The organism is Sphingomonas sp. GlSt437 (assembly GCF_048015635.2).
Taxonomy (GTDB): domain Bacteria; phylum Pseudomonadota; class Alphaproteobacteria; order Sphingomonadales; family Sphingomonadaceae; genus Sphingomonas.
Window position 1 is genome coordinate 303,915 of sequence record NZ_JBPGYA010000002.1, and the last position, 24,071, is coordinate 327,985.

Genomic DNA, 24,071 nt, shown 5'->3' on the forward strand with positions numbered 1-24,071 from the left:
GCAGAACAACCCGGTGATGTTCGCTTTGCTGATGGCGCTTGCGGCGCCGCTCGCCTCGCCCCCGGAGCCTGCTGCCGCGCGCGTTGCGTTCGACCGGCACCATATCGTCAGTCGGCAAGCGCGCGGGCTGGCGGACCGCGCCACGACGCGGCGAGTGACGGTTGCCGATCCGGTGCGCGTCGCGTCGGTTTCCAAGCTGGCGGTGGCGCTGGGTGTGATGCGGCTGGTCGATCAGCACCGGCTCGATCTTGATCGCGACGTTTCCGCTTATCTCGGCTGGAGGCTTGCCAACCCGGCCTTCCCCGATCGGCCGATCACCTTGCGCACTCTGTTGTCGCATACCGCCGGCGTGCGCGACGGCGTCGATTATGCGCTCGCGCTCGACGATGATCTGCCCACGGTGATGGCCCGCCACGCCGCCTGGGACACCGGACACGCGCCGGGCGCCTATTTCACTTATGCCAATCTCAATTTCCCCGTCATCGCGGCCGTGATGGAAGGCGCTACCGGCGAGCGGTTCGACCGGCTGATGGCCCGGCTGGTGTTCGCGCCGCTCCACCTCAACGCCTGTTTCAACTGGACGACCTGCCGCGACAGCACCCTCCGCCACGCCGTCGTGCTGTATCGCGCCGATGGATCAGTGGCGCGCGACGATCTCCACGGCCAGCGCCCGCCTTGCCCCGGCACCCCGGCGCATGGCGGCAGCTGCGACCTCAGCCGCTATCGCCTGGCGCGCAATGGCGCGTTCTTCTCGCCGCAAGGGGGTGTGCGGATCGGCATGACCGATCTCGCCAGGCTCGGCGCGGTGCTCGACGGGCAGCGGCCCGATTTCCTGTCGCGCGACGCGCTCAGCGCGATGACGACGCCGGTCTGGCGCTTCGACGGCAGCAATGGCGATAGCGAGCACGGCTTTTACTGCGCCTACGGGTTAGGGGTCACGATCCTCGCGCTGCCCGGCCGCCCCGCGCCATGCCGCGACGATCCGTTCGGCGACGGCCGCGTGCGCATCGGCCATGCCGGCGAGGCTTATGGCCTGCGCTCGGGCTTGTGGGTCGATCCGGCGACCGGCAAGGGCCTCGCTTATTTCGTCTCCGCCGTGCCCGACAACGCCGCGAAGGGCACCCGCTCTGCCTTCACCGCCGCCGAGGAAGCCGCGATCGACGGGCGCTGAGCCCAGCGCGGATCACGCCCCAACGAGCAGCCCTTCCTTGGCGATCTTCTCGCGCCACACCAACGGCGCCAATTGGTGGACATTGTTGCCTTCCGCATCCACCGCGACCGTGACCGGGAAGTCCTTCACCTCGAATTCGTAGATCGCTTCCATGCCCAGGTCCTCGAAGCCGACGACCTTGCTCCCCTTGATCGCGCGCGCCACCAGATACGCCGCCCCGCCGACCGCCATCAGATAGGCGCTCTTCGCTTCCTTGATCGCCTCGGTCGCCGCCGGGCCGCGCTCGGCCTTGCCGACACAGGCGAGCAGGCCCTGGTCGAGCATCATCCGCATGAACTTGTCCATCCGCGTCGCAGTCGTGGGGCCGGCGGGGCCGACGACTTCCTCACCGACCGGATCGACCGGGCCGACATAATAGATCACGCGGCCCTTGAAGCTGACCGGCAGCTCCTCGCCGCGGTCGAGCATGTCCTTGATCCGCTTGTGCGCGGCGTCGCGGCCGGTCAGCATCTTGCCGTTCAACAGCAGCCGATCGCCTTGCTGCCAGCTCTGCACGATCTCCGGCGTCAGCGTGTCGAGGTCGACGCGCTTCGCCGCTGCGTCGGGCTGCCAGTCGACCTTGGGCCACTCGTCGAGCTTGGGCGCTTCGAGATAGGCCGGGCCGGAACCGTCGAGCACGAAATGCGCGTGGCGGGTGGCGGCGCAATTGGGGATCATCGCGACGGGCTTGGACGCGGCATGCGTCGGCCAATCGAGGATTTTCACGTCGAGGATCGTCGAGAGACCCCCCAACCCCTGCGCGCCAATGCCAAGCGCGTTGACCTTGTCGTACAGCTCGATGCGCAGCGCCTCGATGTCGTTTTTCGGACCCCTCGCGCGCAACTGGCTCATGTCGATCGCGCCCATCAGGCTCTGCTTGGCGAGCAGCATCGCCTTTTCCGCGGTGCCGCCAATGCCGATGCCCAGCATCCCCGGCGGGCACCAGCCCGCGCCCATTTGCGGGACCATATCGAGCACCCAGTCGACGATCGAATCGCTGGGGTTCATCATCTTGAACTTGCTCTTGTTTTCGCTGCCCCCGCCTTTGGCCGCGACATCGATCGACACCGTCGTGCCTGGCACCATCTCGACATGGAGCACGCTCGGCGTGTTGTCCCGGGTATTGCGGCGGGTGAAGGCGGGATCGGCGAGGATCGAGGCGCGCAGCTTGTTCTCGGGGTTGAGATAGGCGCGCCGCACGCCTTCATCGACGACTTCCTGCAGCGAGCGCGCCGACTCCAGCCGGCACTCCTGCCCCCATTTGACGATCACCGTGACGATGCCGGTATCCTGGCAGATCGGCCGATGCCCCTCCGCGCACATTCGGCTGTTGGTCAGGATCTGCGCGATCGCATCCTTGGCGGCCGGGCTTTGCTCGGCCTCATAAGCCGCGCCGAGCGCGCGGATATAATCCATCGGATGGTAATAGCTGATGAATTGCAAAGCGTCGGCAATGCTTTCGATCAGATCGGCTTCGCGGATGGTCGTCGTCATCATGGGGTCCGTGGCTTCAGGGGAGCAGGCCCCATCCCTTAGCGCGGCGGCGATGCCGCGCAATCCCGGCGACCACCGTGTCGAAAAACTTGCCCAAGCTAACCAATCAGCAACCCCAGGCGCGATATTCCGCCACCATGTCGTCCCCCGAGCCCGTTCCACTGTCACTCCCGGATATGAAACTGGGTTTCTGGGAAGCGCTGGGGCTGACCGCGCCGGACGTCCGGCACGACTGGGTCGATCGCCGCGGCCAGGTGCGCCAGGTCGCCGCCACCGTCATCGCGACATTGCTCGTCCAGATCGCCGCATCGGTCGTGCTGTCCTGCGCTGCGATCCTGTCCGAATCGCTGCCGACGATCCTGTGGGTCGCTTCCGCCGCCGCCGCGGCGCTGGTCGGTGCAGGTCTGTTGGCGATCGTGCTGCTGGTGCCGCCGATGCGGCGCTGGCCGCCGCACCAGCATGTGCGGCTGATCACGGTGCTCGGCGCGCTGCAGGCCGCGGGGCTGAGCGGCATGCTGTGGGCCGCGACGCAGCTCGCGCCCGGCACACAGCAGCTCGCCGGTTTCATTGCCGCGCTCGCCGCCATGGCCGCGACCGGCATGTCGATCCACCCGATCCGCGCCGCGCTGATCGCTTTTGCTGCGGTAGTCGTCGCGTCGGTCTTCATGTTCGCCGGCATCAATGTCGCGTCGCTGATCGCGTTCGGCTGCTGGGTCTGCCTCGTCATCTCGGCCCGCCGGCTGGTGATGCTCGATTGCGAGGCGGCGCTGCGCCAGGCCCGCATCGCTGATGACGGCCGCCTCGCCGCGCAGCTCGTCCGCGAGTTCGAAAGCCACGGCACCGGCTGGTTCTGGCAGACCGATAAGGACGGCAATATCAGCTATTTGTCCTCCAAGGTCGCCGAGGTGCTGACGGTCGACGGCCAGAGCCCGATGGGTCAATCGCTCACCAGCCTGTTCCGCATGGACAATGCGACCGCCGGCACCGAGCGAACGCTCAGCTTTCACTTGTCCTCGCGCACCGCGTTCAGCGACTATTCGGTGCGCGCCGCCGCGCCGCGCCTGCACGATCGCTGGTGGTCGATTTCCGGCCGGCCAGTCACCGACGCGCTGGGCCGGTTTCAGGGCTTTGTCGGCAGCGGCAGCGACTTGACCGAAAAGCGCCGGGCGGACGCGGAAATCACGCGCCTCGCGCTGTTCGACTCGCTCACCGGCCTGGCCAATCGCCAGCGCATGCGGCTGTCGCTCGACCAGAGCCTCAACCAGCCGGGGGGCATGCGTCGCCCGACCGCGCTGTTCCTGCTCGATCTCGATCGCTTCAAGGTCGTCAACGACACGATGGGCCACCAGATGGGCGACGCGCTGCTCAAGCAAGTCGCGCAGCGGCTGCTGCGCAGCGTCGGCGACAATGGTCTGGTCGGGCGCCTGGGCGGCGACGAGTTCGAGATCATCCTGCCCGGCGAGAACAGCGCGGATCGCTTGTCGGAGCTGGCGCGCACGATCATCGCCGCCTTGTCGCAAGCCTATCTGCTCGACGGCACCTCGGTAACGATCGGCTGTTCGATCGGCATCGCGATTGCGCCCAATGATGGCGACGATTCGGAAACGCTCGTCCGCAATGCCGACCTGGCGCTTTATGCCGCCAAGGCCGATGGGCGCGGCGTCCACCGCTTCTATCGGGCCGAGCTGCTCCATGGCGCGCAGTCGCGCAAACAGCTCGAGGACGATCTGCGCGAGGCTTTGGTCGGCCAGCAATTCCACCTCGTCTATCAGCCGGTGGTGTGCACCCGCGACGAGACGATCGTCGGCTATGAAGCGCTGCTGCGCTGGGAGCATCCGGTGCGCGGCGCGATCAGCCCCGCCGAGTTCGTCCCCATCGCCGAGGATTGCGGGCTGATCGAAGCGATCGGCGAATGGGTGCTGCGCACTGCCTGCCTCGATGCGGCAAGCTGGCCGGGCAATGTGCGCGTCGGCGTCAACGTGTCGCCCATTCAGTTCGCCAATCCCGGCCTGCCGGCGCTGGTGACGAGCGCGCTCGCCAAGGCCGGCATCGCCGCCAATCGGCTCGAGCTCGAGATTACCGAGGGCGTTTTCCTCGAAGGCGGCAACCAGACCGACCAGATGTTCCGCGCGCTGAAAGGGCTGGGCATCCGGCTCGCGCTCGACGATTTCGGCACCGGCTATTCGTCGCTCGGCTATCTCAAGTCGGCGCCGTTCGACAAGATCAAGATCGACCAGAGCTTCGTGCGCGGCGCGGCGATCGGCGGCAATCGCAACGCGCCCATCATCCGCGCGATCGTGACGCTTGCCGACACGCTCGGCATGGAGACAACCGCCGAGGGCGCCGAAGCGCAGGACGAGATCGAGCTGATCCGCGAGCTTGGCTGCAGCCACATCCAGGGCTTCGTCTATGGCCGGCCGATTCGCTCGGTCGATGTCGTTCGCCAGCTTGTCGAGCAGCAGGGCCGCGCTACCGCCTCGGGCTTCCGCGTCAGCCGGGGCCCGCGCGCCGCGACGATCCGCTGGGCGATGATCGATGTCGGCGGCGTCCAGGGCGAAGTGCGCATCCGCAACCTGTCGAGCCAGGGCGCGATGATCGACGGCATCGAATTTGGCGGCCCAGCCGAAGGCACGCCGATCAGCATCGAGCTGATCGAGGGCGAAATGGTCCCCGCGCGCGTCCGCTGGGCCAGCGACGGCCGAGCCGGCATCGAATTCTTCGAAGCCTTCAACATCGAGCGCCTCGCCCAGCCCGGGGCGAGCATGCAGCCGCATTTGCGCAAGGCGGGGTGAGGTCGAGACACCCTCTATTCCTCCCCCAAACCATCCCCACGCTTTCCCCGACGAAAAATTTTCGTTTCCGCTCCGTTCTCTTGCGTTTCGCGAACGCGGGCTCAAACCATGCGTCGCGTTCGATGAGCCGTTCTTGCGGTGCCACGAAGCGAGTCAAATGAGCGACGAATTGAGTCGCCGATTTGTCATTTACGGGCTTGCGCGGCGCCGCGATTAAGCACAATCTGTGGTGGTTGAGTTCGGGGGCGAGCCCAAGAAGTGGTAGGGTGCACGGCGCGGCGGTGTTGCGGCGATCCCTTGTCCGCGCCTGGAAAACGGCGGATGGACACTTTTTGTTCTCCCCTTCGGACTCCAAAGATTGTAGGATGGGAGTTCGCTCCCGAATCGGATTGGGCAGGACCGCGGCGGCAACATCGCTCGCTCAAGCGGACCCGGTGGCAGGGGTAAGAGTAGATGGATTTTAGAGAGGGTCAGGAAGCCGGCATGAACGATCTGACGACCGCCGAGGCGGTGATCGAAGCCGCGACGACGCGCGTTGCCGCGACGGTGAAGAAAGCGAAAGCCAAGGCCAGCGAAGCCGCGCCCGCGCCGCGCGCGCCCTATCCGGTCGAGGTCGATCATTCGCGCGACGCGCGGCTCACCGATTTCGGCAAGGAAACGCTCAACGATCGCTATCTGCTGCCGGGCGAAACCTATCAGGATTTGTTCGTCCGCGTGGCCTCGGCTTATGCCGATGATGCCGCGCACGCCCAGCGGCTCTACGACTATATCTCCAAGCTGTGGTTCATGCCCGCCACCCCCGTGCTGTCGAACGGCGGCACCGGGCGCGGCCTGCCGATCAGCTGCTATTTGAATTCCGTCCCCGACAGCCTGGAAGGCATTGTCGACACCTGGAACGAGAATGTGTGGCTGGCGGCGCGCGGCGGCGGCATCGGCACTTATTGGGGCGGGGTGCGCGGCATCGGCGAGCCGGTGGGCCTGAATGGCAAGACCAGCGGCATCATTCCGTTCGTGCGCGTGATGGACTCGCTCACGCTGGCGATCAGCCAGGGCTCGCTGCGGCGCGGCTCGGCGGCCTGCTATCTCGACATCAGCCACCCGGAAATCGAGGAATTCCTCGAAATCCGCAAACCCTCGGGCGACTTCAACCGCAAGGCGCTCAATCTCCACCACGGCGTGCTCATCCCCGACGCGTTCATGGAAGCGGTGCGCGACGGCGCCGAGTGGGAGCTAAAATCGCCCAAGGACGGCAGCGTGCGCGGCAAGGTCGATGCGCGCAGCCTGTTCCAGAAGCTCGTCGAAACGCGCCTCGCGACCGGCGAGCCGTACATTGTGTTCTCGGATCATGTGAACAACGCGATGCCGCGCCACCATCGCGAGCTGGGGCTGAAGGTCTCGACTTCCAACCTGTGCTCGGAAATCACGCTGCCGACTGGCAAGGACCATCTCGGCAATGATCGCACCGCGGTGTGCTGCCTCTCCTCGCTCAACCTCGAAACCTGGGACGAGTGGAAGGACGACAAGCTCTTCATCGAGGATGTGATGCGCTTCCTCGACAATGTGCTGCAGGATTATATCGATCGCGCCGAGCCCGGCATGGCGCGCGCGGCCTATTCCGCCGCGCGCGAGCGCTCGGTGGGCCTGGGCGTGATGGGCTATCACAGCTTCCTGCAAGCGCGCGGCCTGCCGTTTGAAGGGGCGATGGCCAAGCAGTGGAATCTGCGCATCTTCAAGCACATCAAGGCACAAGTTGACGAAGCGTCGATGCATCTCGCCACCGAGCGCGGCCCCTGCCCCGACGCCGCCGATCAGGGCGTGATGGAGCGTTTCAGCTGCAAGATGGCGATCGCGCCGACCGCGTCGATCAGCATCATCTGTGGCGGCACCAGCGCGTGCATCGAGCCGATCCCGGCGAATATCTATACGCACAAGACGCTGTCGGGCAGCTTCGTCGTCAAGAACCCCTATCTCGAAAAGCTGCTCAACGAGAAAGCCAAGAACACCGACGCGGTGTGGAACTCGATCCTCGAGAAAGGCGGCTCGGTCCAGCACTTGGACTTCCTCAGCCAGGAAGAAAAGGACTGCTACAAGACCAGCTTCGAGATCGATCAGCGCTGGCTGCTCGAACTCGCCGCCGATCGCACGCCGTACATCGACCAGTCGCAGTCGCTGAACCTGTTCATCCCGGCCGATGTCGAGAAATGGGACTTGCTGATGCTCCACTTCCGCGCATGGGAGCTGGGCATCAAGTCGCTCTATTATCTCCGCTCGATGTCAGTGCAGCGCGCCGGCTTTGCGGGCGGGGTAGAAGCGGACAACACGATCGAAAAGCCCAAATTCGAGCTGGGCGCGAGCACGGATTATGACGAGTGCTTGGCCTGTCAGTAAGCGGACGGCCTGGATTTGCGCGAGCAAATCCAGGACTCGTCACGGCGACGGGTTCCCACGAAAGTATTACTTTCGTGGGGTGCCCGAGCAGCGGATCGGCATCGCCGATCCGTCTGACGGCGTGGCGGACCCTGACGCTCGCCACCTTATTCCCCCTCGCCGCCTGCGCCGCGCAAGGGAAGCCGCATGTCGAAGACTGACGACTATGGCTGGACAGACCTGGCCCCGCACTCGTCGTCCTATCTCAACCCGGCCATCGCCCGGCTGGTGGGCACGGCGCGGCGCGAGATCCTCGATGCCGGCTGCGGCAATGGCGAGCTGGCGGGGTATCTCGCCAACGCCGGTCATGCCGTGACCGGCGTCGATGGCGATGCCAACGCGATTGCGCTCGCCCGGGGCAAATTCCCCGGCGTCCGGTTCGAGGTCGACTTGTTCGACAACGATCCCCGGAACCTCAAGGCAACTGCCGACGGGCAGTTCGATATCGTCGTCAGCACCGAAGTGGTCGAGCATCTCTACGATCCGCGCGAGCTGGCGCGCTATGCCTTCGCGGCGTTGCGGCCGGGCGGGGTGCTGCTGATGAGCACGCCGTACCACGGCTATGTGAAGAACCTGATGCTCTCGGTGTTCAACCGCTGGGATCGGCACCTTGATCCGCACTGGCATGGCGGCCACATCAAATTCTGGAGCCGCGCCACGCTGGCGCGGCTGCTGCGCGAGGCCGGCTTTTCGGTGGAAGCTTTTGCCGGCGTTGGCCGCGTGCCCTATCTTTGGAAAAGCATGATCCTGACGGCAAGGCGGCCCGGCTGACCCATGGCGCGATATCCCATGCCATCGACATTCTCGGGCGCGCGGCCCTGGCGCGGGGCGGCGATGCTGGCCGGCGCCTTGGCGCTCGCCGCCTGCGCCGCGCACCAATCGGCGGCGGCCGTCGCCCCCGGCGCGCCGGGCTTCTGGCTGGGCGTGTGGCATGGCTTCATCTTCCCGGTCGCCTGGGTGATCTCGCTGTTCGTGCCCGATGTGTCGATCTACGCGGTGCCCAATAATGGCGGCTGGTATGATTTCGGCTATTTCGTGGGCGTGATGTTCCTGGGCGTCGGCTCGCACCGCACGCGCAAGGTCTATGTCGAGCGGCGGGTGCGCGGATGACCGAGCTCGTCGCCTTCTTCACCCCGCCCGCCATCATGGCGACCGTCGCCGCCGTGCTGGCGATCGCGGCGATCTGGGTGCTCACCCGCCGCGTGACGAGCGAGGCCGGTGCCTATGGCCGCCGCATCGCCGGCACGATGCTCGGCGCCGGCGCGGTGATCCTGGGCGGCTTCGCCTGGGCGATGCAGAGCTGGGGGGCGGGGCGGTGACGGACGGACGGCTGTTTCTCGCGATCGCCGCAGTGATCTGTATCGGCGTATTTTTGAACGGGCTTCGGTTTTATCGGATGAACCGCAATCCATGGAGCGGGAAATCGATCATGGGCATCCCTGTAGAGGGGGGTGATTTGTCTCGAGCCCGCGTGCGCAGGCTTGGGCTCGGGCAAATGATCGCTGCACCGCTCATGCTAATCTTATTTATTGCGCTTTGCTTCGGCCTGTTGGGACCGGTGCAGGGCATCCAAACAATCAAGTTGTAACGCGAAAGGCTGCACCCATGTCCCTTCTCTCCGCCCGCAAGACCTACAAGCCCTTCGAATATCCCTGGGCCTATGATTTCTGGAAGCGCCAGCAGCAGATCCACTGGATGCCCGAGGAAGTGCCGCTGGGCGAGGATTGCCGCGATTGGGCGCAGAAGCTCTCCGATCATGAGCGCAACCTGCTCACCCAGATTTTCCGCTTCTTCACCCAAGCCGATGTCGAGGTGCAGGATTGCTACCACGACAAGTACGGCCGCGTGTTCAAGCCCACCGAAATCAAGATGATGCTCGCCGCGTTCAGCAACATGGAGACGGTGCACATCGCCGCCTATAGCCACTTGCTCGACACCATCGGCATGCCCGAGAGCGAATACGGCATGTTCCTGGAATATCAGGAAATGCGTGACAAGCATGATTATCTGCAGCGCTTCGGAGTCGATAGTGACGAGGATATCGCCAAGACGCTCGCCATGTTCGGCGGCTTTACCGAGGGGCTGCAGCTCTTCGCCAGCTTCGCGATGCTGATGAACTTCCCGCGCTTCAACAAGATGAAGGGCATGGGCCAGATCGTGTCGTGGAGCGTGCGCGACGAAAGCCTGCACTGCGAAGGCATTGTCCGCCTGTTCCACGAATTCGTGAAGGAGCGCGATTGCCTGACCAAGGCGGTGCGCGACGACATCATGGATATGTGCCAGACGACGGTGCGGCTGGAAGACGCGTTCATCGATCTCGCGTTCGAGGCCGGCCCGGTCACGGGCATGACGCCCAAGGAAATCAAGAAATACATCCGCTACATCGCCGACTGGCGGCTGGGGCAATTAGGCATGAAGCCCATCTACCTCATCGACGAACACCCCCTGCCCTGGCTCGCCCCGCTGCTGAACGGCGTGGAGCACGCCAATTTCTTCGAACAGCGCGCGACGGAATATTCCAAGGGCGCGACGCGGGGCAATTGGAACGACGTATGGGACTCGTTCGACAAGCGGCAAAAGGCGAAGGTCGCCAAGCCGGCGAACGAGGATCTGGGCGACGGCGAGGATATGTTTGCCAAGGCAGGGATTGCGGCGGAGTAGGCGCGCCGCGCAGCGGATTAGCGGGAGCTAATCCGCGCGCCCCAGCGGCGCGCCCGGCCGGCGGCGCTACAGCGCCGACCGACGACGCGGGATTTACTCCCGCGTCGCTTTTCCATTCAATTGATGAGTTCCCGCGCTTGTTCTTTGAACAGCGCTTTTTCAAATTCGCCCACTGCGAATTCGTGGGAGGCTTGGTTTTTGGCTAGCTTCTGTGGATCAAAACGAGCCATATCCAAAACTAAGCGATATGCGCTCGCAATATCCTTCAAATTACGATCGAGAAATTCTGTCGGATCTTCGGCCCAAGCCACGCGCCCGTCAACGATTTTCATGATCCCCTTCAAACCGTACACCAATGGCATAATCAGCCCATCTGGATACCGGTGTTTGACCGGAATACCCGTGAAATGCGTGTAAGGCTGAGTGGCCACGTAATCGTTTTTGTTGTTCGCTGTCTTTCTCTTCAACGGATCAAACATCTTTACGATGCTGTTTCCACCGAACCGTCCTCCGACTGCGTTATAAGCCGCTGGAAATTCGGCATAGATTTTGTCATAGAGAGCGGGAATACCTGCCAAAACGTCAAAAGCACTAATCACTGCAACATTATGGAGTTCACGACGAGCCCCATCGGTGGGGTTGGTTACATCGTCGCGTTCCATAAGACGTTCGAATTGCTTCGAACACTCTCCTTTGTTCCTGTAGATATTCTGCGGTGCGACAGATATAGAACCGGGCAACAAGCCGGCTTCTTGGAGACGATTTAGCGGGATCCAAGCGAGCGCTATGACGTCACGGGCCTTAATCGGGCGCGTATCGTCACTCTCCCATTCGTTCGTCTTCCATTCGATCCGATCCGCAACTTTCTTTGGGAGACGATTTTTTATTTCAAGATAAAGACCCTTTTGATGACTCTTGGTTTCTTGAGTGAGCTGTGCATTATTGTTTCTTGCAGCACATATTTCAAGCAAACTGGCCTCGAATGTTATTAGAGAATCATAGTCTTCAGGGTCCGTGGGAACGAGAAGTTCAACAGGAACCAGAAAATCAAGATCGTTCTTTATTTCTTCAACTGCGGACCGATTCCTCTCCCAAGCGTCACGAAGATCTTCCCAGAGTTTGATTTGTTTAATCTCGGATTCTGTAGCCACATAACTTAGAATGTGAATGCCGATGGCCAGCATGTTATGGCCACCATCAAGAATCCCTTCTGCCGAGGGATCACCAAATTCCAACTCGTAACGATTACGCTCTAGGGACGAATACGCTGACGCTCCAAGCAAGACACCCTTGGACTTAAAGTGAAACAGCTTAGGCGTCTCGGTCAGCGTCTCTAAGATGTCGGCAGTTACCGACCCAACCTTCGCAGATCGGGGATTGGCCTCAAGATCGAGGCCGTCGAAAAGTGGGAACAAGTTTCGTGCTGGAACGAAGCCGATGATCCGCTTGATTGGGCCATCCGTCTGCTCGTTCACGATCGCAAAGCGAATAATAATTTTAGGTGTCATGGCCAGTTCCTCAAAAGAGGGACTGGTCCCGGCCAGTGTCGACCACATTTCGCGCCGACAAACGCCATCCGGCGTCGATTTCTAACCAGAACCAAATCCGCGGTTCTTTGCGCTTCCGTCCGGAAGCACAATTATGGTTCCAGAGATTGCAACCCAAGTCAAGGTTCCTGCTAACTGCCCGAACCCTGTCCTACACCGCCCACCAAGCATACCCTCCCCGCTCCTGCACTCAGCCGAAGGAGCACTGCCATGGCCCGTCGTCGCCGCGAAGCGCCCGAGATGTCGAACGAGGAGTTCGACGCGTGGACCGCCGCCACCAACAACATCGATGCCAGCCGCACCGCTGCCGATGAGGAAGGCGGGCCGCGCTTGTCGCTCGTCCGCATCGTCGATCGCGCCGCGCCCGAGCCGACCGACTTGCTGCCGACCGATATGCTGCCCTCCGTACCCACCCCCGCAGCCGAACCGCTCGACGGCGTTGCGCTGCCCGATAGTCGCAAGCGGCTGAAGGGGTGGAGCGTGCAGCGCCAGCGGCTGTTCCTCGATGTGCTGGCGGAAACCGGCTCGGTCCATCTCGCCGCGACCGAAGCGCGGCTGTCCGCGCGCAGTGCCTATCGGCTGCGCGCGCGATCGCCCGCCTTCGCTGCCGCGTGGGACACCGCCGAGCAGCTCGCGGTTGGTCGCCTCTCCGCGCTGGCGTTCGATCGCGCGATCAACGGCCGCACCGAGCAGATTTGGGAAAGCGGCGAGCTCGTCGTCGAAAAGCGCTTGCCGAGCGACAAGCTGCTGATGTGGCTGCTTGCCCGGCTCGATCCCCGCCGCTTCGCCGCCCCCTGGGAAATGCGCAACGATCTGGCGGCCGATCCGCAGACCACCGCCCGCACCGCGTTCAGCACACAGCTCGAAAAGCTGACCGATGTCACCGCGGATTAGGGGGCCCCATGGTCAGTGCGAACATTAGGGAACATTCGCGTGATTATTAGGGTTCATCAGTTGCTTAGCGATGCGCCTTCACCAGCGTCACCGGCTGGAATTCGCCCAGGCCGCAGCTCGCGCCGCCGACATCGGGCGGCGAGTGGATGACGGTGATGATGTCGGTCGAGCACAGCTCGCTCTGGCTGGTCGCGTAGCCGAAGCGCTCCTCAAACCCCAGCTCGGGGCAGGAATTGGGCAGCGTGTTGCGATAGACTTTGCCGCCGCTCATCACGAAATCGATCACCTGGTCGCTGCGCACGCGCGACTCGCGGATCTGGTAGAGCGGCACGCAGCTGACCGGCTTGCCGGCGGGCGTGGCTTCGGGGATTTGCGGCGCATCCGCCGCGGCAAGCGTGAGCGGGGCGAGCGGCAGCAGGGCAAGCATCTTACGCATGGGCGGTTGCTCCTTTCGCTTTGGGCGCGCGCGGCGCCGGCGTCTTGGGCTTATAGGCGCACAAATCGGCGACCGGGCAACGCCAGCATTCCGGCGTGCGCGCCTTGCAGATGTATCGGCCGAGCAAGATTAACCAGTGATGAGCGTGGACGCGGAACGGCGCGGGCGTTGCCTTGTCGAGCTTCTTTTCCACCGCGAGCGGCGTCTTGCCGCGCGCGAGGCCGGTGCGGTTGCCGACGCGGAAGATGTGCGTGTCGACCGCAAAGGTCTCCGCGCCAAACGCGACATTCAAAACGACATTGGCCGTTTTTCGGCCCACGCCGGGTAATTTTTCAAGGGGGTCGCGCTCGGCCGGCACCGCGCCGCCATGCTGCTCGACCAGGATCTGCGACAGCGCGATCACGTTCTTGGCCTTGGCATTGAAAAGCCCGATTGTCTTGATGTGCTGCTTCAGCCCATCCTCGCCGAGCGCGAGCATCTCGGCGGGCGTTTTGACCGTCTCGAACAGCCGCCGCGTCGCCTTGTTGACGCCGGCATCGGTCGCCTGCGCGGAGAGCACGACCGCGACGAGCAGCTGATAGACATTGCCATAAGCGAGCTCGGTCTCGGGATGCGGATTGTCCGCCGCCAGCCGCGCGTAGAAGTCGATGACCTGTGCCTTGTTCATCGTCTGGCGTTTATCGCGCGGGTCAGATGCCGAGCACCTGGTTCATCTGGTAGCGACCAGCGGGCTTGCCGGCGAGCCACAATGCGGCGGTGATGGCACCGTGCGCAAATATGGCGCGGTCCTCGGCGCGGTGGGTGAATTCCAGCCGCTCGCCATTGCCCGCGAAGATCACGCTGTGGTCGCCCGCGACCGTGCCGCCGCGCAGTGAGGCGATGCCGATCGTCCCGCTCGCCCGATCCCCCGACAAGCCGGCGCGGCCGATGACGCCCAGCTCGCCCAGGCTCGCGCCGCGCCCCGCCGCCGCGGCCTCGCCGAGCATCAACCCCGTGCCCGACGGCGCATCGACCTTGGCGCGGTGATGCATCTCGACGATCTCGATGTCCCAATCGGCGGGCAGCCGCTCGGCCGCCTCGCGGACCAGCTGGAGCAGCAATGTCACGCCGAGCGAGGTGTTGCCGGTCTGCAGCACCGCGATGTCGCGCGCCGCCGCGTCGACCAGCGCCAGATCAGCAGCGCCGAGCCCGGTCGTGCCGATCAGGATCGGCGTGCCCGCCGCTTGCGCTGCCACCAGATTGCCGGCGAGCGCGCCGGGCACGGTGAAGTCGACCAGCACATCGGCTGCCTTGGCGAGCGGCGCCGGATCGCCGCCGGCATCGATCCCGCCCGCGAGCGTCGCGCCATAATCCTCGATCAGCGCGGCGATCGCGCGACCCATCCGCCCCGCGCTGCCCAATATGCCGATTGCGGTCATCTCGCTGGATTCGCCTCTGCTTCACCCCGCGCGTTCCATGGCAGAGCGCGGGCGAAGCGAACAGGGCTTAACTGTCGCTGGCGCCCAAAATGCTGCCCAGAATGCCGCCGATCGCCGCGCCCGCCGCACCGCCACCGGCAAGCCCGCCGATGCTGCCGCCAAGCCCCGCGCCGCGCACCTCACGATCGCCCGGCAGATGCCGCGCAATCTCTTCGGCGAGGTTGAGGATCGGCATCGATTGCAGCCAGATCTTGCCCGGCCCGGTCAGCGTCGCGAGGAACAATCCCTCGCCACCGAACAGCACGTTGCGGAAGCCGCGCAGCATCTGGATGCTGGTCTGCACGGTCGGTTCCTGAATGCCGATATGGCCAGCATGGACGAGCAGCCGCTCGCCGGGGAGCAACGTCTTCTCGACCACCTCGCCCGACAGATCGAGGAACACCGTGCCCGGCCCGGTCACCTTCTGCAGGATGAAACCCTCGCCCGCGAACAGCCCGGCGCCGAAGCGCTGCTGGAACGCGATCTCCAGCTGCACCGACATCTCCGCGCACAGGAAGGTCTCCTTGCGGCAGATCAGCGATTGCTGCGGCAACAGCTTGACCGCGATGATCTGGCCCGGGAAACGCGGTGCGAAGGCGACATGCCCGGCTTGCTCGGCAGTGAATTCGGTGACGAACAGGCTGCCGCCTGAAAGCGCCCGCGCCAGCCCGGCCAGGATGCCGCCGCCAGTGTGGGTGTCCATGCGGATGCTGTCGGTCATCCACGCCATCTGGTGCGTCTGGCTGTAGAGCCGCTCGCCCGGATCAAGGTCGATCGAGACGGTCTGCATCGTCGTGCCGGAAATTTCGTAGCGCATGGCAGGCATTCCCTAATTGGTTCGCTGGTGCCTTATACCGCTAATACGCAGTGCTGTCGCGGGAAAGTTATGCGCGGCAATGCAATCGTCACCCCGGGCTTGACCCGGGGTCCCGCTTCTCCAACCGGCTGGTAATAGCGGGACCCCGGCTCAAGGCCGGGGTGACGAAGATATATGGCCTCTCAGCGCTGCTCGAACGCCCGAACGCCCGGGCCCAGCTGATTGGCGCCGATTAGCAACCGCTCGCGGCTTACATCGGCGACCAAAGCCGGGTTCTTGCTCTGGCCTGGCGCGAGGCTGGCAGCGTTGCCTTCAACTCGCAATCCGGCCGAGCGGTATTTGCGCTGCTCGGCGGCGACCGCGATGAATGCGGTCCAGTTTTCCTTGTCCGGCCCTTGCACGAACGTGTTGGCCGCGATCACCCCCGTGGCACCCTCGGGCAAGTCGATCGCGTAATTGGTCTTGTGGCCGGCCGAATCGTCGAAGCTGTTGTCGGTGATCACCACCTGCGGCACGCGCAGCTTGACATAATGGCCGCCGCGCCCTCGCTCGAACCGCGACTTGGTGACGCGCACGATGCCGGTCGAGGCGAGGTAGATCGAATGCGCGCAATCGACCGACTCGTCGCACTGGCCAAGGCCCGAAAAGGTCGAGTGATCGATGGTGATCGTGGTCGGCTGGTCGGTCGCGCCGAGAATACCTTCCTGGCTGTCGAGGAACATCGAGTTGGTAACGGTCAAGTCGCCGATCTCGATGCGAATGCCCGCGCCATTGCCGTCATGCACGCGCATGTTGCGGAAGACGATGCCGTCGACCGTCGACCCCGCACCGCGCAACACCAGCGCTGCCTTGTCTTCGCACGTCGCCCCGTCGAAGATCACCGAGCCCGGCTGCACCGCACGGAAGGTGATGTGCCCCGCCTGCTGGATACCGCACTGGTGATAAGTCCCCGGCGCGATCAGGATCGTCGCGTCATGGCCGCGGATCGACATCAGCGCATCCTGCAGCCGGGCAAAGCTCTGCCCGGTTTCGCGCACGGTGAACGGCGCGCCCGTCGCCTGAGCCGCCGCCGGCGCGGCCATCGCCAGCAGCAACAGCGCGAACAGATTTCGCTTGGGGCCTATGTCCATAACCGGTGACATGCGCCGAAGCGTGCGGGTTGTGAAGGCAAATAGGTGGTAAACGCTACCGCCAGATCGGTTGAACCTCCTGATCGGGCGAATACATCGTCAGATATTGCACGAGCCGCGGCCGCGCCGATCGATTGGGGCTGGCGCCGTGCGGCAAATCCTGCCGCCAGATGATCAAGTCACCGGCTTTGCCGGGCACCCGTACCGCCTGCGCCGACAAGTCGATTGCGCGCGGATCGGCATCGCCCAGATCATGCAGCCATTGCTCGATGCGGTGGTGGAAACCCGGCACGAGCTGGAACGCGCCCTGATCGGCGGTGGTGTCGGTCAGATAGAGCACGCCTTGCGTCGAAAACGGGATCGGCGTCGCCAGGCTGACATCCCAATGCAGTGGCGATCCCCGAAACGGCCGGCCTGTGGCGAGCGGCGGATTGAAGCCCAGCCGGTCGATCGTCGTCCACAGATCCGCCGTGCCCCATAGCTGCGCAAATGCCTCGTGGACGCGCGGCGATCGGCGCGCCACCTCGAGCAGCGGATGCTGGAAGCGCGGGATCATGATGCCCTCCAGCGCGTCATCGCCCCAGCTGGCCGGGTCATCGGGCGAGCCACCCACGGCATCCCACACCAGCCCCGCCACAGCTGCGGCGGCATCGGCGTCGATCGCGGCCCTGAGGATGACGAAGCCCTGTTCGTCCCACTGCGCCAGATTCTCCGCCGAAAGGACCGGCAGCGCGGCATCGATCGCCGCCAGCATCGCCGCTGCTTCGGGCGGCAGCGGATCGCCGCGATACCAATGATGGTAGCGCGCCAGCCTCACCGGGTCGGGGGCGCCCGCCGTCGCTACGATCCAGGCGCGGAAATCGGCGAAGCTCGGCCGCTCGTCGAGCAGCTGCCGAATCGTCTGGACATTGCCGAGGCCGAGCATGTCGAGCAGCACGCGCTCCGCCATGGGCCGCGCATCGGGCGCGGCGTCGCCATGGACATAGCGGCGCCACAGCGCTTCAAGCCCCGCCACCTCCGGTAGCAGCGTATCGCCCTTGCCAGCACATGCGATTTCACCGACCGTTACGCTTGCCGCACGACTCGACGCGGTTGATAAGGTGGAGGAATTCTGCATGACTTCCGGTAATCCAAACTTCCCGATCAGCACCGCAGTGGTCAACTGGTTTGATAAATCGGGTGGCCTGCACATCCGCGTCTATTCGTCGGACGGCTACACCGTAACCGAAAGGTGCAGCGACGCGGGCGGCCCCGGCTGGCAGACCGGCCAGTTCAACCAGCCCGGCGTCAACGTGTCGGCCACAGTCTGGACCGCATCCGACGGCGCGCATATCCGGGTCTATTGCACCATCAACGATGTAACGACCGAGTGGTGCAGCGACCCCGGCACCGGCTGGACCAAGGGCAGCTACACGACTCGCTGATGCGGCGGCGCGGCGCGGGTCAGTCGAGATTGGGCCGCAGCCACCGCCGCGCCGTCTCAAGATCGACGCCGCGCCGCGCCGCATAGTCAGCCACCTGATCCTCGCCGATCCGCGCGACGCCGAAATAGCTCGCTTGCGGGTGGCCGAAGTAAAAGCCGCTGACCGCGGCCGTCGGCAGCATCGCGAAGCTTTCGGTCAGCGAAATGCCGGTCGCCTTGTGCGCGTCGAGCAGCTTGAACAGGATCGGCTTCAGGCTGTGATCGGGGCAAGCGGGATAGCCCGGCGCGGGGCGGATGCCGCGATATTGTTCCTTGATCAGTGCTTCATGATCGAGCTGCTCGCCCTCGGCATAACCCCAGAGCGAGGTGCGGACATAACGGTGCAGCCGCTCGGCAAAGGCCTCGGCCAGGCGGTCCGCAAGCGCCTTCAGCAGGATATCTGAATAGTCGTCGATCGCTGCCTTGAAGCGCGCGAGATGCGGCTCGATGCCGTGGATGCTGACCGCGAAGCCGCCGATCCAGTCGCCATCGGGGCTGATGAAATCAGCGAGGCACATGCTCGCCCGCCCTTCTCGCTTGGCGATTTGCTGGCGGAGGAACGGCAGGCGGACATTCTCCTCGCTATCGAGGTGGAGGATCACGTCGTCGCCTTCCCGCGCGCACGGCCACAGCCCGCAGACGCCGCGCGCGGTGAGCCATTTTTCCTCGATGACGCGGTCGAGCATCTTTTGCGCGTCGGCGTACAGGCTGGTCGCGCTTTCGCCGACCACCGGATCGGTCAGGATCGCGGGATAATTGCCGTGGAGTTCCCAGGCGCGGAAGAACGGCGTCCAGTCGATATAGTCGCGCAGATCGCGCAAGTCCCAATCGGGAAAGCGGTGGACACCGGGCAGGATCGGGCGCGGCGGCTTCAGCGCGAAGTCGGTGTCGAAGGCATTGGCGCGCGCGTCTTCGAGGGAGAGCAGTTCATTCTGTCCCTTGCCCTCGCGCGCCAGCCGCACGGCTTCGTAATCGGCGGCGGTCTTCTGGACGAAATCGTCGCGAATGGTATCGCTGACCAGCGTTGACGCGACGCCAACCGCCCGGCTGGCGTCGAGGACATGGACGACCGGACCCTTATAAGCCGGCGCGATCTTGAGCGCGGTGTGGACCTTGCTCGTCGTCGCCCCGCCGATCAGCAGCGGCATCGTCATCCCGGCGCGCTGCATTTCCTCCGCGACCGTTACCATCTCGTCGAGGCTCGGGGTGATGAGGCCCGACAAGCCGATCATGTCGGCATCATTGTCGTTGGCGGATTTGAGGATGTCGGACCACGGCACCATCACGCCGAGATCGACGACCTCGAAGCCGTTGCACTGGAGGACGACACCGACGATGTTCTTGCCGATATCATGCACGTCGCCCTTGACCGTCGCCATGATAATTTTGCCCTTGCCGCGCGCGCCGGGCTCCTTGGCGGCTTCGATATACGGCAGCAGATGCGCGACCGCCTTTTTCATCACCCGCGCCGATTTCACCACCTGTGGCAGGAACATCTTGCCAGATCCGAACAGGTCGCCGACCACGTTCATGCCGTCCATTAGCGGGCCTTCGATCACTTCGATCGGGCGGGCGTGGTGCTGCCGGGCTTCTTCAGTATCCTCGACGACATATTGGTCGATGCCTTTGACCAGCGCGTGCTCGAGCCGCTTGTTGACGCTCCACCCGCGCCACTCCGCCGCCTGCTTCTCGGCTACCGCATCGGTGCCGCGATAGCGCTCGGCGAGCGCGACCAGCCGCTCGCCGGCATCTGGATCGCGGTTGAGGATGACATCTTCGCAGGCGGTGCGCAGTTCAGGATCGATCGTGTCGTACACGTCGAGCTGGCCGGCATTGACGATTGCCATGTCGAGCCCGGCAGGGATGGCGTGGTAGAGGAACACCGAGTGCATCGCCCGGCGCACCGGCTCGTTGCCGCGAAAGCTGAATGACAGGTTGGAGAGCCCTCCCGAGATATGGACGTGCGGGCAGCGGGCCTTGATCTCGCGGCACGCCTCGATGAAGTCGACCGCGTAATTATTATGCTCCTCGATCCCCGTCGCGACGGCGAAAATGTTGGGATCGAAGATGATGTCTTCGGGCGGAAAGCCGATGCCGGTGAGCAGCTTGTAGGCGCGCTCGCAGATTTCGACTTTACGCGCCTGGGTATCGGCCTGCCCCACCTCGTCAAACGCCATGACGACCACAGCGGCGCCATAAGCCAAGCATTTGCGGGCCTGCGCGAGGAACGGCGCTTCGCCTTCCTTCATGCTGATCGAATTGACGATCGGCTTGCCGCTCACGCACTTCAGCCCCGCCTCGATCACCGACCATTTCGACGAGTCGATCATGAAAGGCACGCGGGCAATGTCAGGCTCGGCGGCGATCAGTTTGAGGAACGTGACCATCGCCGCCTCGGCGTCGAGCAGCCCCTCATCCATGTTGATGTCGATCACCTGCGCGCCGTTCTCGACCTGCTGGCGTGCGACTTCGACCGCCTTGGCATAGTCGCCGGCCATGATCAGCTTCTTGAACGCCGCCGAGCCGGTGACGTTGGTGCGCTCGCCGATGTTGACGAATTGGGCGGTTGAGATGGGCGTGGTCATTCAATCCTCGTCATCCCAGCGAAGGCTGGGATCGCAAGCCGCGAGGGCTCGCCAGTAAACAAAACGACCCCAGCTTCCGCTGGGGTGACGGTCCTATTTCATGCCGCCATCGTCATCGGCTCCAGCCCCGCAAGCCGCGTCCGCACCTCCGGTGTCGGCAGCGCGCGCGGCGGCAGGCCGGCGACCGCTTCGGCAATCGCGCGGATATGATCCGGCGTCGAGCCGCAGCAGCCGCCAAGCACATTGACCTGGCCGTGGTCGGCCCAATCATTGACCAGCGCGGCCGTCGTCGCGGGAAGCTCGTCATAAGCGCCCAGTTCGTTGGGCAGGCCGGCATTGGGATAGACCATGATCAGCGCGTCGGCGATGGCGGCGAGGGATTTGACATGCGGGCGCAGCTGTTCCGCCCCGAACGAGCAATTGAGCCCGATCGTCAGCGGCCTGGCATGCCGCACCGCGTGCCAGAAAGCCTCGACGGTATGGCCCGACAGATTGCGGCCGGAGAGGTCGGTCAGCGTCATCGACAGCATGATCGGCAAGTCGCGGCCCAGCGCCTCACCCGCCTCGATCGCGGCCATCACGCCGGCTTTGGCATTGAGCGTGTCGAACACCGTTTCGATCAGGATGAAATCCGCCCCACCCTCGACCAGCGCGTCGATCTGCTCGCGATACACGTGCTTCAGCTCGTCGAAATCGATCTCGCGAAAGCCGGGATCGTTGACGTCGGGCGAGAGCGACAGCGTCTTGTTGGTCGGCCCCAGCGCGCCGGCGACAAAGCGCGGGCGTCCATCCCTGGCCTCGAACTCGTCCGCCACCCGCCGCGCCAGCTTCGCGCTTTCGACATTGATGTCGCGCACCAGATGCTCGGCGCCATAATCGGCCTGGCTGATGCGATTGGCAGAGAAAGTGTTGGTCTCGGCGATGTCGGCGCCCGCTTCGAAATAGGCGCGGTGAATCGCTTCGGGCACGTCGGGCCGAGTGAGCGCCAGGATGTCGTTATTGCCCTTCTGGTCGCGCGCCAGGCCGAGGTCACCGGCATAGTCCGCCGCCGCCAGCTTGCACCGCTGGATTTCGGTGCCGAAGGCGCCATCGGTGATCAGGATGCGCTTGGCGGCTTCGGCCAGGAATTGCTCGCGTTTGGTCATATCAGGTCCTTCGTCACGCTGCCGCCTGCTCGACCGACGCTACCGCGCGGTGGCCGAGCAAATGGCAGATCGCAAACGCCAGCTCGGCGCGGTTGAGCGTGTAAAAATGGAAATGCCGCACGCCGCCCGCATAAAGGCGGCGGCACAGCTCGGCCGCGATCGTCGCCGCGACGAGCTGGCGCGCGGCGGGGTGATCGTCGAGGCCCTCGAACAGCGTGCCCATCCATGCCGGCACCGCCGTGCCGCACATCGACGACATGCGCTGCACGCTCGCAAAATTCATGACGGGCATGATGCCGGGCACGATTTCAGCATCGATTCCCGCTGCCGCCGCCGCATCGCGGAAGCGGAAGAAGGTCTCCGCCTCGTGGAAAAACTGCGTGATCGCGCGCGTCGCGCCATTGTCGAGCTTGCGCTTCAGATTGTCGAGATCGGCAGCGGTACTCGGCGAATCGGGGTGACTTTCGGGATAGGCGGCGACCGATATCTCGAACGCGTGGCGCCGCTTGAGCCCCGCCACCAGATCGGCAGCGTTCTCATAACCGCCCGGATGGGTCTGATATTTCTCCCCCGCGCGCGGCGGGTCACCGCGCAGCGCGACGATATGGCGCACGCCGGCCTCCCAATAGGCATCGGCAATCGCATCGATCTCGTCGCGCGTCGCTTCGACGCAGGTCAAATGCGCGGCCGCGGGGATGCCGGTCTCGCGCTGAATACGCGCGACGGTCGCGTGGGTGCGCTCGCGCGTCGAGCCACCGGCGCCATAAGTCACCGAGACGAAACGCGGCTGCATTGGGGCGAGCGTGGTGATCGCCTCCCATAATTGCTCGTCCATCTTCGCGCTCTTGGGCGGGAAGAACTCGAAGCTCACCGCTGCGTCACCCGCCAGATCGGCGAACAACGGCGCATCGAGCGCGCGGCGCGCTTCCTCAAGCTCGGCGACCGACTTTATCATGCTGCCTTTACCTCTTTCAGCGGCGCGCCGAGCTTGCGCCCCAGCCATAATTTCACGGTGAGTTCCCCACCCTCCAGCGTTTCGATCCGCGCCATGGCGAGCCCCGCCGCATCGAACCAGCCGGCAATCTGTTCGTCGGAAAAGCCGAGCCGGGCGTGCGCGTCTCGCGTACGCAATTCCTCGCGGTCATGCGACGCGAAGTCGGCGATCAGCAATCGCCCGCCGGCGCTCAGCACGCGCGCCGCCTCCAGGATCGCCGCACCTGGTTGCTGCGCAAAGTGAAGCACATGGTGGATGATCGCGAGGTCCGCCGTGCCGTCGCCGAGCGGCAGTGCGTAAAGATCGGCCTGGCGCAACTCGGCATGGTTCAAGCCGCGCTCGGCGAGCTTGGCGCGCGCCAGCCGCAACATTTCCGAACTGCGATCGATGCCCAGCGCCTGCTCCGCCGCGCCGCCGAACAGCTCGAGCATCCGTCCGGTGCCGGTGCCGATATCGATCAGCTGATGGACACGCGGGCCCTGCGCATTGTCCAGCGCGAGCACCGCGCCGATCGCCGCTTCGACATCGGAATCGGCGACGTGGAGCGAACGGATCGCGTCCCATTGCGCGGCGTTGGTCTCGAACCACGCGTTGGCGGCCGCCGCACGGTCGGCGCGGACGGCGGCAAGCCGCGCGGCGTCCGCAACGGCCCAATGGTCTGCCTCGTCCCCCCGCCAGGCATCGAGCGCGGCGAGCACCGGCGCAACGCGATCGGGCTTGCCGAGCGCCACGAACACCCAGCTGCCTTCCTTGCGGCGCTCGGCAAGCCCGGCGTCAGACAGGATCTTGACGTGGCGCGAGACGCGCGGCTGGCTCTGCCCCAGCACTTGCGCCAGCTCGCCGATCGACAACTCCATCGACTGGAGCAGCGCCATGATGCGCAGCCGCGTCGCGTCGGCAAGCGCACGGAAGATGTCGAGAGCAGGCGTCATCGTGAATCAAGATATAAAGATATCTTTATATCAGTCAACGCGCGTCATCGCTTGCCGCTCGTTCGCTGGGTTTCTAGACTGAGCCTAA

The 24,071-nt window shown here is 64.5% G+C and carries 22 protein-coding genes; 10 read left to right on the forward strand and 12 right to left on the reverse strand.

Going from position 1 to position 24,071, the window contains the following annotated elements; genetic code table 11:
• Positions 1-16: 16 nt before the first annotated feature.
• Positions 17-1,171 (forward strand): serine hydrolase domain-containing protein, encoded by a 1,155-nt coding sequence (locus ACLB0R_RS10920; protein ID WP_416643665.1) that lies wholly within the window; start codon positions 17-19, stop codon positions 1,169-1,171.
• Positions 1,172-1,183: 12 nt separating this feature from the next.
• On the opposite strand, the gene ACLB0R_RS10925 is transcribed toward ACLB0R_RS10920, so the two are convergent.
• The gene (locus ACLB0R_RS10925; protein ID WP_416643664.1) at positions 1,184-2,704 is read right to left on the reverse strand and encodes a fumarate hydratase; all 1,521 of its coding nucleotides are present in this window, start codon (positions 2,702-2,704) and stop codon (positions 1,184-1,186) included.
• Positions 2,705-2,880: 176 nt separating this feature from the next.
• On the opposite strand from ACLB0R_RS10925, the gene ACLB0R_RS10930 reads away from it, so the two are divergent.
• The 7 genes from ACLB0R_RS10930 to ACLB0R_RS10960 all read left to right on the forward strand — a co-directional run bounded on the left by ACLB0R_RS10930 (position 2,881) and on the right by ACLB0R_RS10960 (position 10,584).
• Entirely contained in the window at positions 2,881-5,496 is a 2,616-nt protein-coding gene (locus tag ACLB0R_RS10930) for a putative bifunctional diguanylate cyclase/phosphodiesterase (protein WP_416643663.1), read from the forward strand.
• A 453-nt stretch (positions 5,497-5,949) separates the two neighbouring features.
• Positions 5,950-7,884: a ribonucleoside-diphosphate reductase subunit alpha gene (locus tag ACLB0R_RS10935; RefSeq protein WP_416643662.1), complete on the forward strand. Its 1,935-nt coding sequence runs from the start codon at positions 5,950-5,952 to the stop codon at positions 7,882-7,884.
• Positions 7,885-8,070: 186 nt separating this feature from the next.
• Positions 8,071-8,694: a class I SAM-dependent methyltransferase gene (locus ACLB0R_RS10940; protein WP_416643661.1), complete on the forward strand. Its 624-nt coding sequence runs from the start codon at positions 8,071-8,073 to the stop codon at positions 8,692-8,694.
• 3 nt (positions 8,695-8,697) lie between these two features.
• Entirely contained in the window at positions 8,698-9,033 is a 336-nt protein-coding gene (locus ACLB0R_RS10945; protein ID WP_434953843.1) for a hypothetical protein, read from the forward strand.
• Entirely contained in the window at positions 9,030-9,242 is a 213-nt protein-coding gene (locus ACLB0R_RS10950) for a hypothetical protein (RefSeq protein WP_416643659.1), read from the forward strand. Before ACLB0R_RS10945 ends, ACLB0R_RS10950 begins: the two co-directional genes overlap by 4 nt.
• On the forward strand, positions 9,239-9,511 hold the full coding sequence (locus ACLB0R_RS10955; RefSeq protein WP_416643658.1) for a hypothetical protein: 273 nt from the start codon (positions 9,239-9,241) through the stop codon (positions 9,509-9,511). Before ACLB0R_RS10950 ends, ACLB0R_RS10955 begins: the two co-directional genes overlap by 4 nt.
• Positions 9,512-9,528: 17 nt before the next feature.
• The gene (locus tag ACLB0R_RS10960; RefSeq protein WP_416643657.1) at positions 9,529-10,584 is read left to right on the forward strand and encodes a ribonucleotide-diphosphate reductase subunit beta; all 1,056 of its coding nucleotides are present in this window, start codon (positions 9,529-9,531) and stop codon (positions 10,582-10,584) included.
• A gap of 116 nt (positions 10,585-10,700) precedes the next feature.
• Here ACLB0R_RS10960 and ACLB0R_RS10965 read toward each other — a convergent pair whose 3' ends face one another.
• Entirely contained in the window at positions 10,701-12,092 is a 1,392-nt protein-coding gene (locus tag ACLB0R_RS10965) for a hypothetical protein (protein WP_416643656.1), read from the reverse strand.
• Between the two features lie 249 nt (positions 12,093-12,341).
• Between ACLB0R_RS10965 and ACLB0R_RS10970 the strand changes: the two genes are divergently transcribed.
• Positions 12,342-13,025: a hypothetical protein gene (locus tag ACLB0R_RS10970; protein ID WP_416643655.1), complete on the forward strand. Its 684-nt coding sequence runs from the start codon at positions 12,342-12,344 to the stop codon at positions 13,023-13,025.
• Positions 13,026-13,089: 64 nt separating this feature from the next.
• Here the strand turns inward: ACLB0R_RS10970 and ACLB0R_RS10975 are convergent, their stop codons facing one another.
• The 6 genes from ACLB0R_RS10975 to ACLB0R_RS11000 all read right to left on the reverse strand — a co-directional run bounded on the left by ACLB0R_RS10975 (position 13,090) and on the right by ACLB0R_RS11000 (position 17,982).
• The gene (locus tag ACLB0R_RS10975; RefSeq protein WP_416643654.1) at positions 13,090-13,461 is read right to left on the reverse strand and encodes a hypothetical protein; all 372 of its coding nucleotides are present in this window, start codon (positions 13,459-13,461) and stop codon (positions 13,090-13,092) included.
• Positions 13,454-14,128 carry an endonuclease III gene (gene nth, locus ACLB0R_RS10980; protein WP_416643653.1) on the reverse strand — a complete coding sequence of 225 codons (675 nt, stop codon included), beginning with the start codon at positions 14,126-14,128 and terminating at the stop codon, positions 13,454-13,456. The genes ACLB0R_RS10975 and nth overlap by 8 nt, the downstream gene beginning before the upstream one ends.
• A gap of 22 nt (positions 14,129-14,150) precedes the next feature.
• Positions 14,151-14,879: a 4-hydroxy-tetrahydrodipicolinate reductase gene (gene dapB, locus ACLB0R_RS10985; protein WP_416643652.1), complete on the reverse strand. Its 729-nt coding sequence runs from the start codon at positions 14,877-14,879 to the stop codon at positions 14,151-14,153.
• A gap of 67 nt (positions 14,880-14,946) precedes the next feature.
• Positions 14,947-15,735 carry a TIGR00266 family protein gene (locus ACLB0R_RS10990; protein WP_416643651.1) on the reverse strand — a complete coding sequence of 263 codons (789 nt, stop codon included), beginning with the start codon at positions 15,733-15,735 and terminating at the stop codon, positions 14,947-14,949.
• Between the two features lie 182 nt (positions 15,736-15,917).
• Complete coding sequence (locus ACLB0R_RS10995; protein WP_416643650.1) at positions 15,918-16,865, reverse strand: right-handed parallel beta-helix repeat-containing protein; 948 nt, start codon at positions 16,863-16,865, stop codon at positions 15,918-15,920.
• A gap of 55 nt (positions 16,866-16,920) precedes the next feature.
• The gene (locus ACLB0R_RS11000) at positions 16,921-17,982 is read right to left on the reverse strand and encodes a phytanoyl-CoA dioxygenase family protein (protein WP_434953844.1); all 1,062 of its coding nucleotides are present in this window, start codon (positions 17,980-17,982) and stop codon (positions 16,921-16,923) included.
• Between ACLB0R_RS11000 and ACLB0R_RS11005 the strand changes: the two genes are divergently transcribed.
• A complete protein-coding gene (locus ACLB0R_RS11005; protein WP_416643648.1) occupies positions 17,981-18,289 on the forward strand; it encodes a hypothetical protein in 309 nt (102 codons plus the stop codon). The two genes, ACLB0R_RS11000 and ACLB0R_RS11005, sit on opposite strands and share 2 nt — an antisense overlap.
• Before the next feature lie 19 nt (positions 18,290-18,308).
• Here ACLB0R_RS11005 and metH read toward each other — a convergent pair whose 3' ends face one another.
• The 4 genes from metH to ACLB0R_RS11025 form a co-directional block, all read right to left on the reverse strand.
• On the reverse strand, positions 18,309-20,912 hold the full coding sequence (metH, locus tag ACLB0R_RS11010) for a methionine synthase (RefSeq protein ID WP_416643647.1): 2,604 nt from the start codon (positions 20,910-20,912) through the stop codon (positions 18,309-18,311).
• A gap of 98 nt (positions 20,913-21,010) precedes the next feature.
• On the reverse strand, positions 21,011-22,057 hold the full coding sequence (locus ACLB0R_RS11015) for a homocysteine S-methyltransferase family protein (RefSeq protein WP_416643646.1): 1,047 nt from the start codon (positions 22,055-22,057) through the stop codon (positions 21,011-21,013).
• A gap of 13 nt (positions 22,058-22,070) precedes the next feature.
• Positions 22,071-23,012, reverse strand: a complete 942-nt coding sequence (metF, locus tag ACLB0R_RS11020; protein WP_416643645.1) for a methylenetetrahydrofolate reductase [NAD(P)H] — start codon at positions 23,010-23,012, stop codon at positions 22,071-22,073.
• Positions 23,009-23,983: an ArsR/SmtB family transcription factor gene (locus ACLB0R_RS11025; RefSeq protein ID WP_416643644.1), complete on the reverse strand. Its 975-nt coding sequence runs from the start codon at positions 23,981-23,983 to the stop codon at positions 23,009-23,011. Before ACLB0R_RS11025 ends, metF begins: the two co-directional genes overlap by 4 nt.
• Positions 23,984-24,071: the final 88 nt, after the last annotated feature.

Bases quoted from the DNA above. Each gene is read 5' to 3' on its own strand.
- ACLB0R_RS10920 (WP_416643665.1), top strand. From the start codon at position 17: ATGTTCGCTTTGCTGATGGCGCTTGCGGCGCCGCTCGCCTCGCCCCCG.
- ACLB0R_RS10925 (WP_416643664.1), bottom strand. From the start codon at position 2,704: ATGACGACGACCATCCGCGAAGCCGATCTGATCGAAAGCATTGCCGAC.
- ACLB0R_RS10930 (WP_416643663.1), top strand. From the start codon at position 2,881: ATGAAACTGGGTTTCTGGGAAGCGCTGGGGCTGACCGCGCCGGACGTC.
- ACLB0R_RS10935 (WP_416643662.1), top strand. From the start codon at position 5,950: ATGGATTTTAGAGAGGGTCAGGAAGCCGGCATGAACGATCTGACGACC.
- ACLB0R_RS10940 (WP_416643661.1), top strand. From the start codon at position 8,071: ATGTCGAAGACTGACGACTATGGCTGGACAGACCTGGCCCCGCACTCG.
- ACLB0R_RS10945 (WP_434953843.1), top strand. From the start codon at position 8,698: ATGGCGCGATATCCCATGCCATCGACATTCTCGGGCGCGCGGCCCTGG.
- ACLB0R_RS10950 (WP_416643659.1), top strand. From the start codon at position 9,030: ATGACCGAGCTCGTCGCCTTCTTCACCCCGCCCGCCATCATGGCGACC.
- ACLB0R_RS10960 (WP_416643657.1), top strand. From the start codon at position 9,529: ATGTCCCTTCTCTCCGCCCGCAAGACCTACAAGCCCTTCGAATATCCC.
- ACLB0R_RS10965 (WP_416643656.1), bottom strand. From the start codon at position 12,092: ATGACACCTAAAATTATTATTCGCTTTGCGATCGTGAACGAGCAGACG.
- ACLB0R_RS10970 (WP_416643655.1), top strand. From the start codon at position 12,342: ATGGCCCGTCGTCGCCGCGAAGCGCCCGAGATGTCGAACGAGGAGTTC.
- ACLB0R_RS10975 (WP_416643654.1), bottom strand. From the start codon at position 13,461: ATGCGTAAGATGCTTGCCCTGCTGCCGCTCGCCCCGCTCACGCTTGCC.
- nth (WP_416643653.1), bottom strand. From the start codon at position 14,128: ATGAACAAGGCACAGGTCATCGACTTCTACGCGCGGCTGGCGGCGGAC.
- dapB (WP_416643652.1), bottom strand. From the start codon at position 14,879: ATGACCGCAATCGGCATATTGGGCAGCGCGGGGCGGATGGGTCGCGCG.
- ACLB0R_RS10990 (WP_416643651.1), bottom strand. From the start codon at position 15,735: ATGCGCTACGAAATTTCCGGCACGACGATGCAGACCGTCTCGATCGAC.
- ACLB0R_RS10995 (WP_416643650.1), bottom strand. From the start codon at position 16,865: ATGGACATAGGCCCCAAGCGAAATCTGTTCGCGCTGTTGCTGCTGGCG.
- ACLB0R_RS11005 (WP_416643648.1), top strand. From the start codon at position 17,981: ATGACTTCCGGTAATCCAAACTTCCCGATCAGCACCGCAGTGGTCAAC.
- ACLB0R_RS11000 (WP_434953844.1), bottom strand. From the start codon at position 17,982: ATGCAGAATTCCTCCACCTTATCAACCGCGTCGAGTCGTGCGGCAAGC.
- metH (WP_416643647.1), bottom strand. From the start codon at position 20,912: ATGACCACGCCCATCTCAACCGCCCAATTCGTCAACATCGGCGAGCGC.
- ACLB0R_RS11015 (WP_416643646.1), bottom strand. From the start codon at position 22,057: ATGACCAAACGCGAGCAATTCCTGGCCGAAGCCGCCAAGCGCATCCTG.
- metF (WP_416643645.1), bottom strand. From the start codon at position 23,012: ATGATAAAGTCGGTCGCCGAGCTTGAGGAAGCGCGCCGCGCGCTCGAT.
- ACLB0R_RS11025 (WP_416643644.1), bottom strand. From the start codon at position 23,983: ATGACGCCTGCTCTCGACATCTTCCGTGCGCTTGCCGACGCGACGCGG.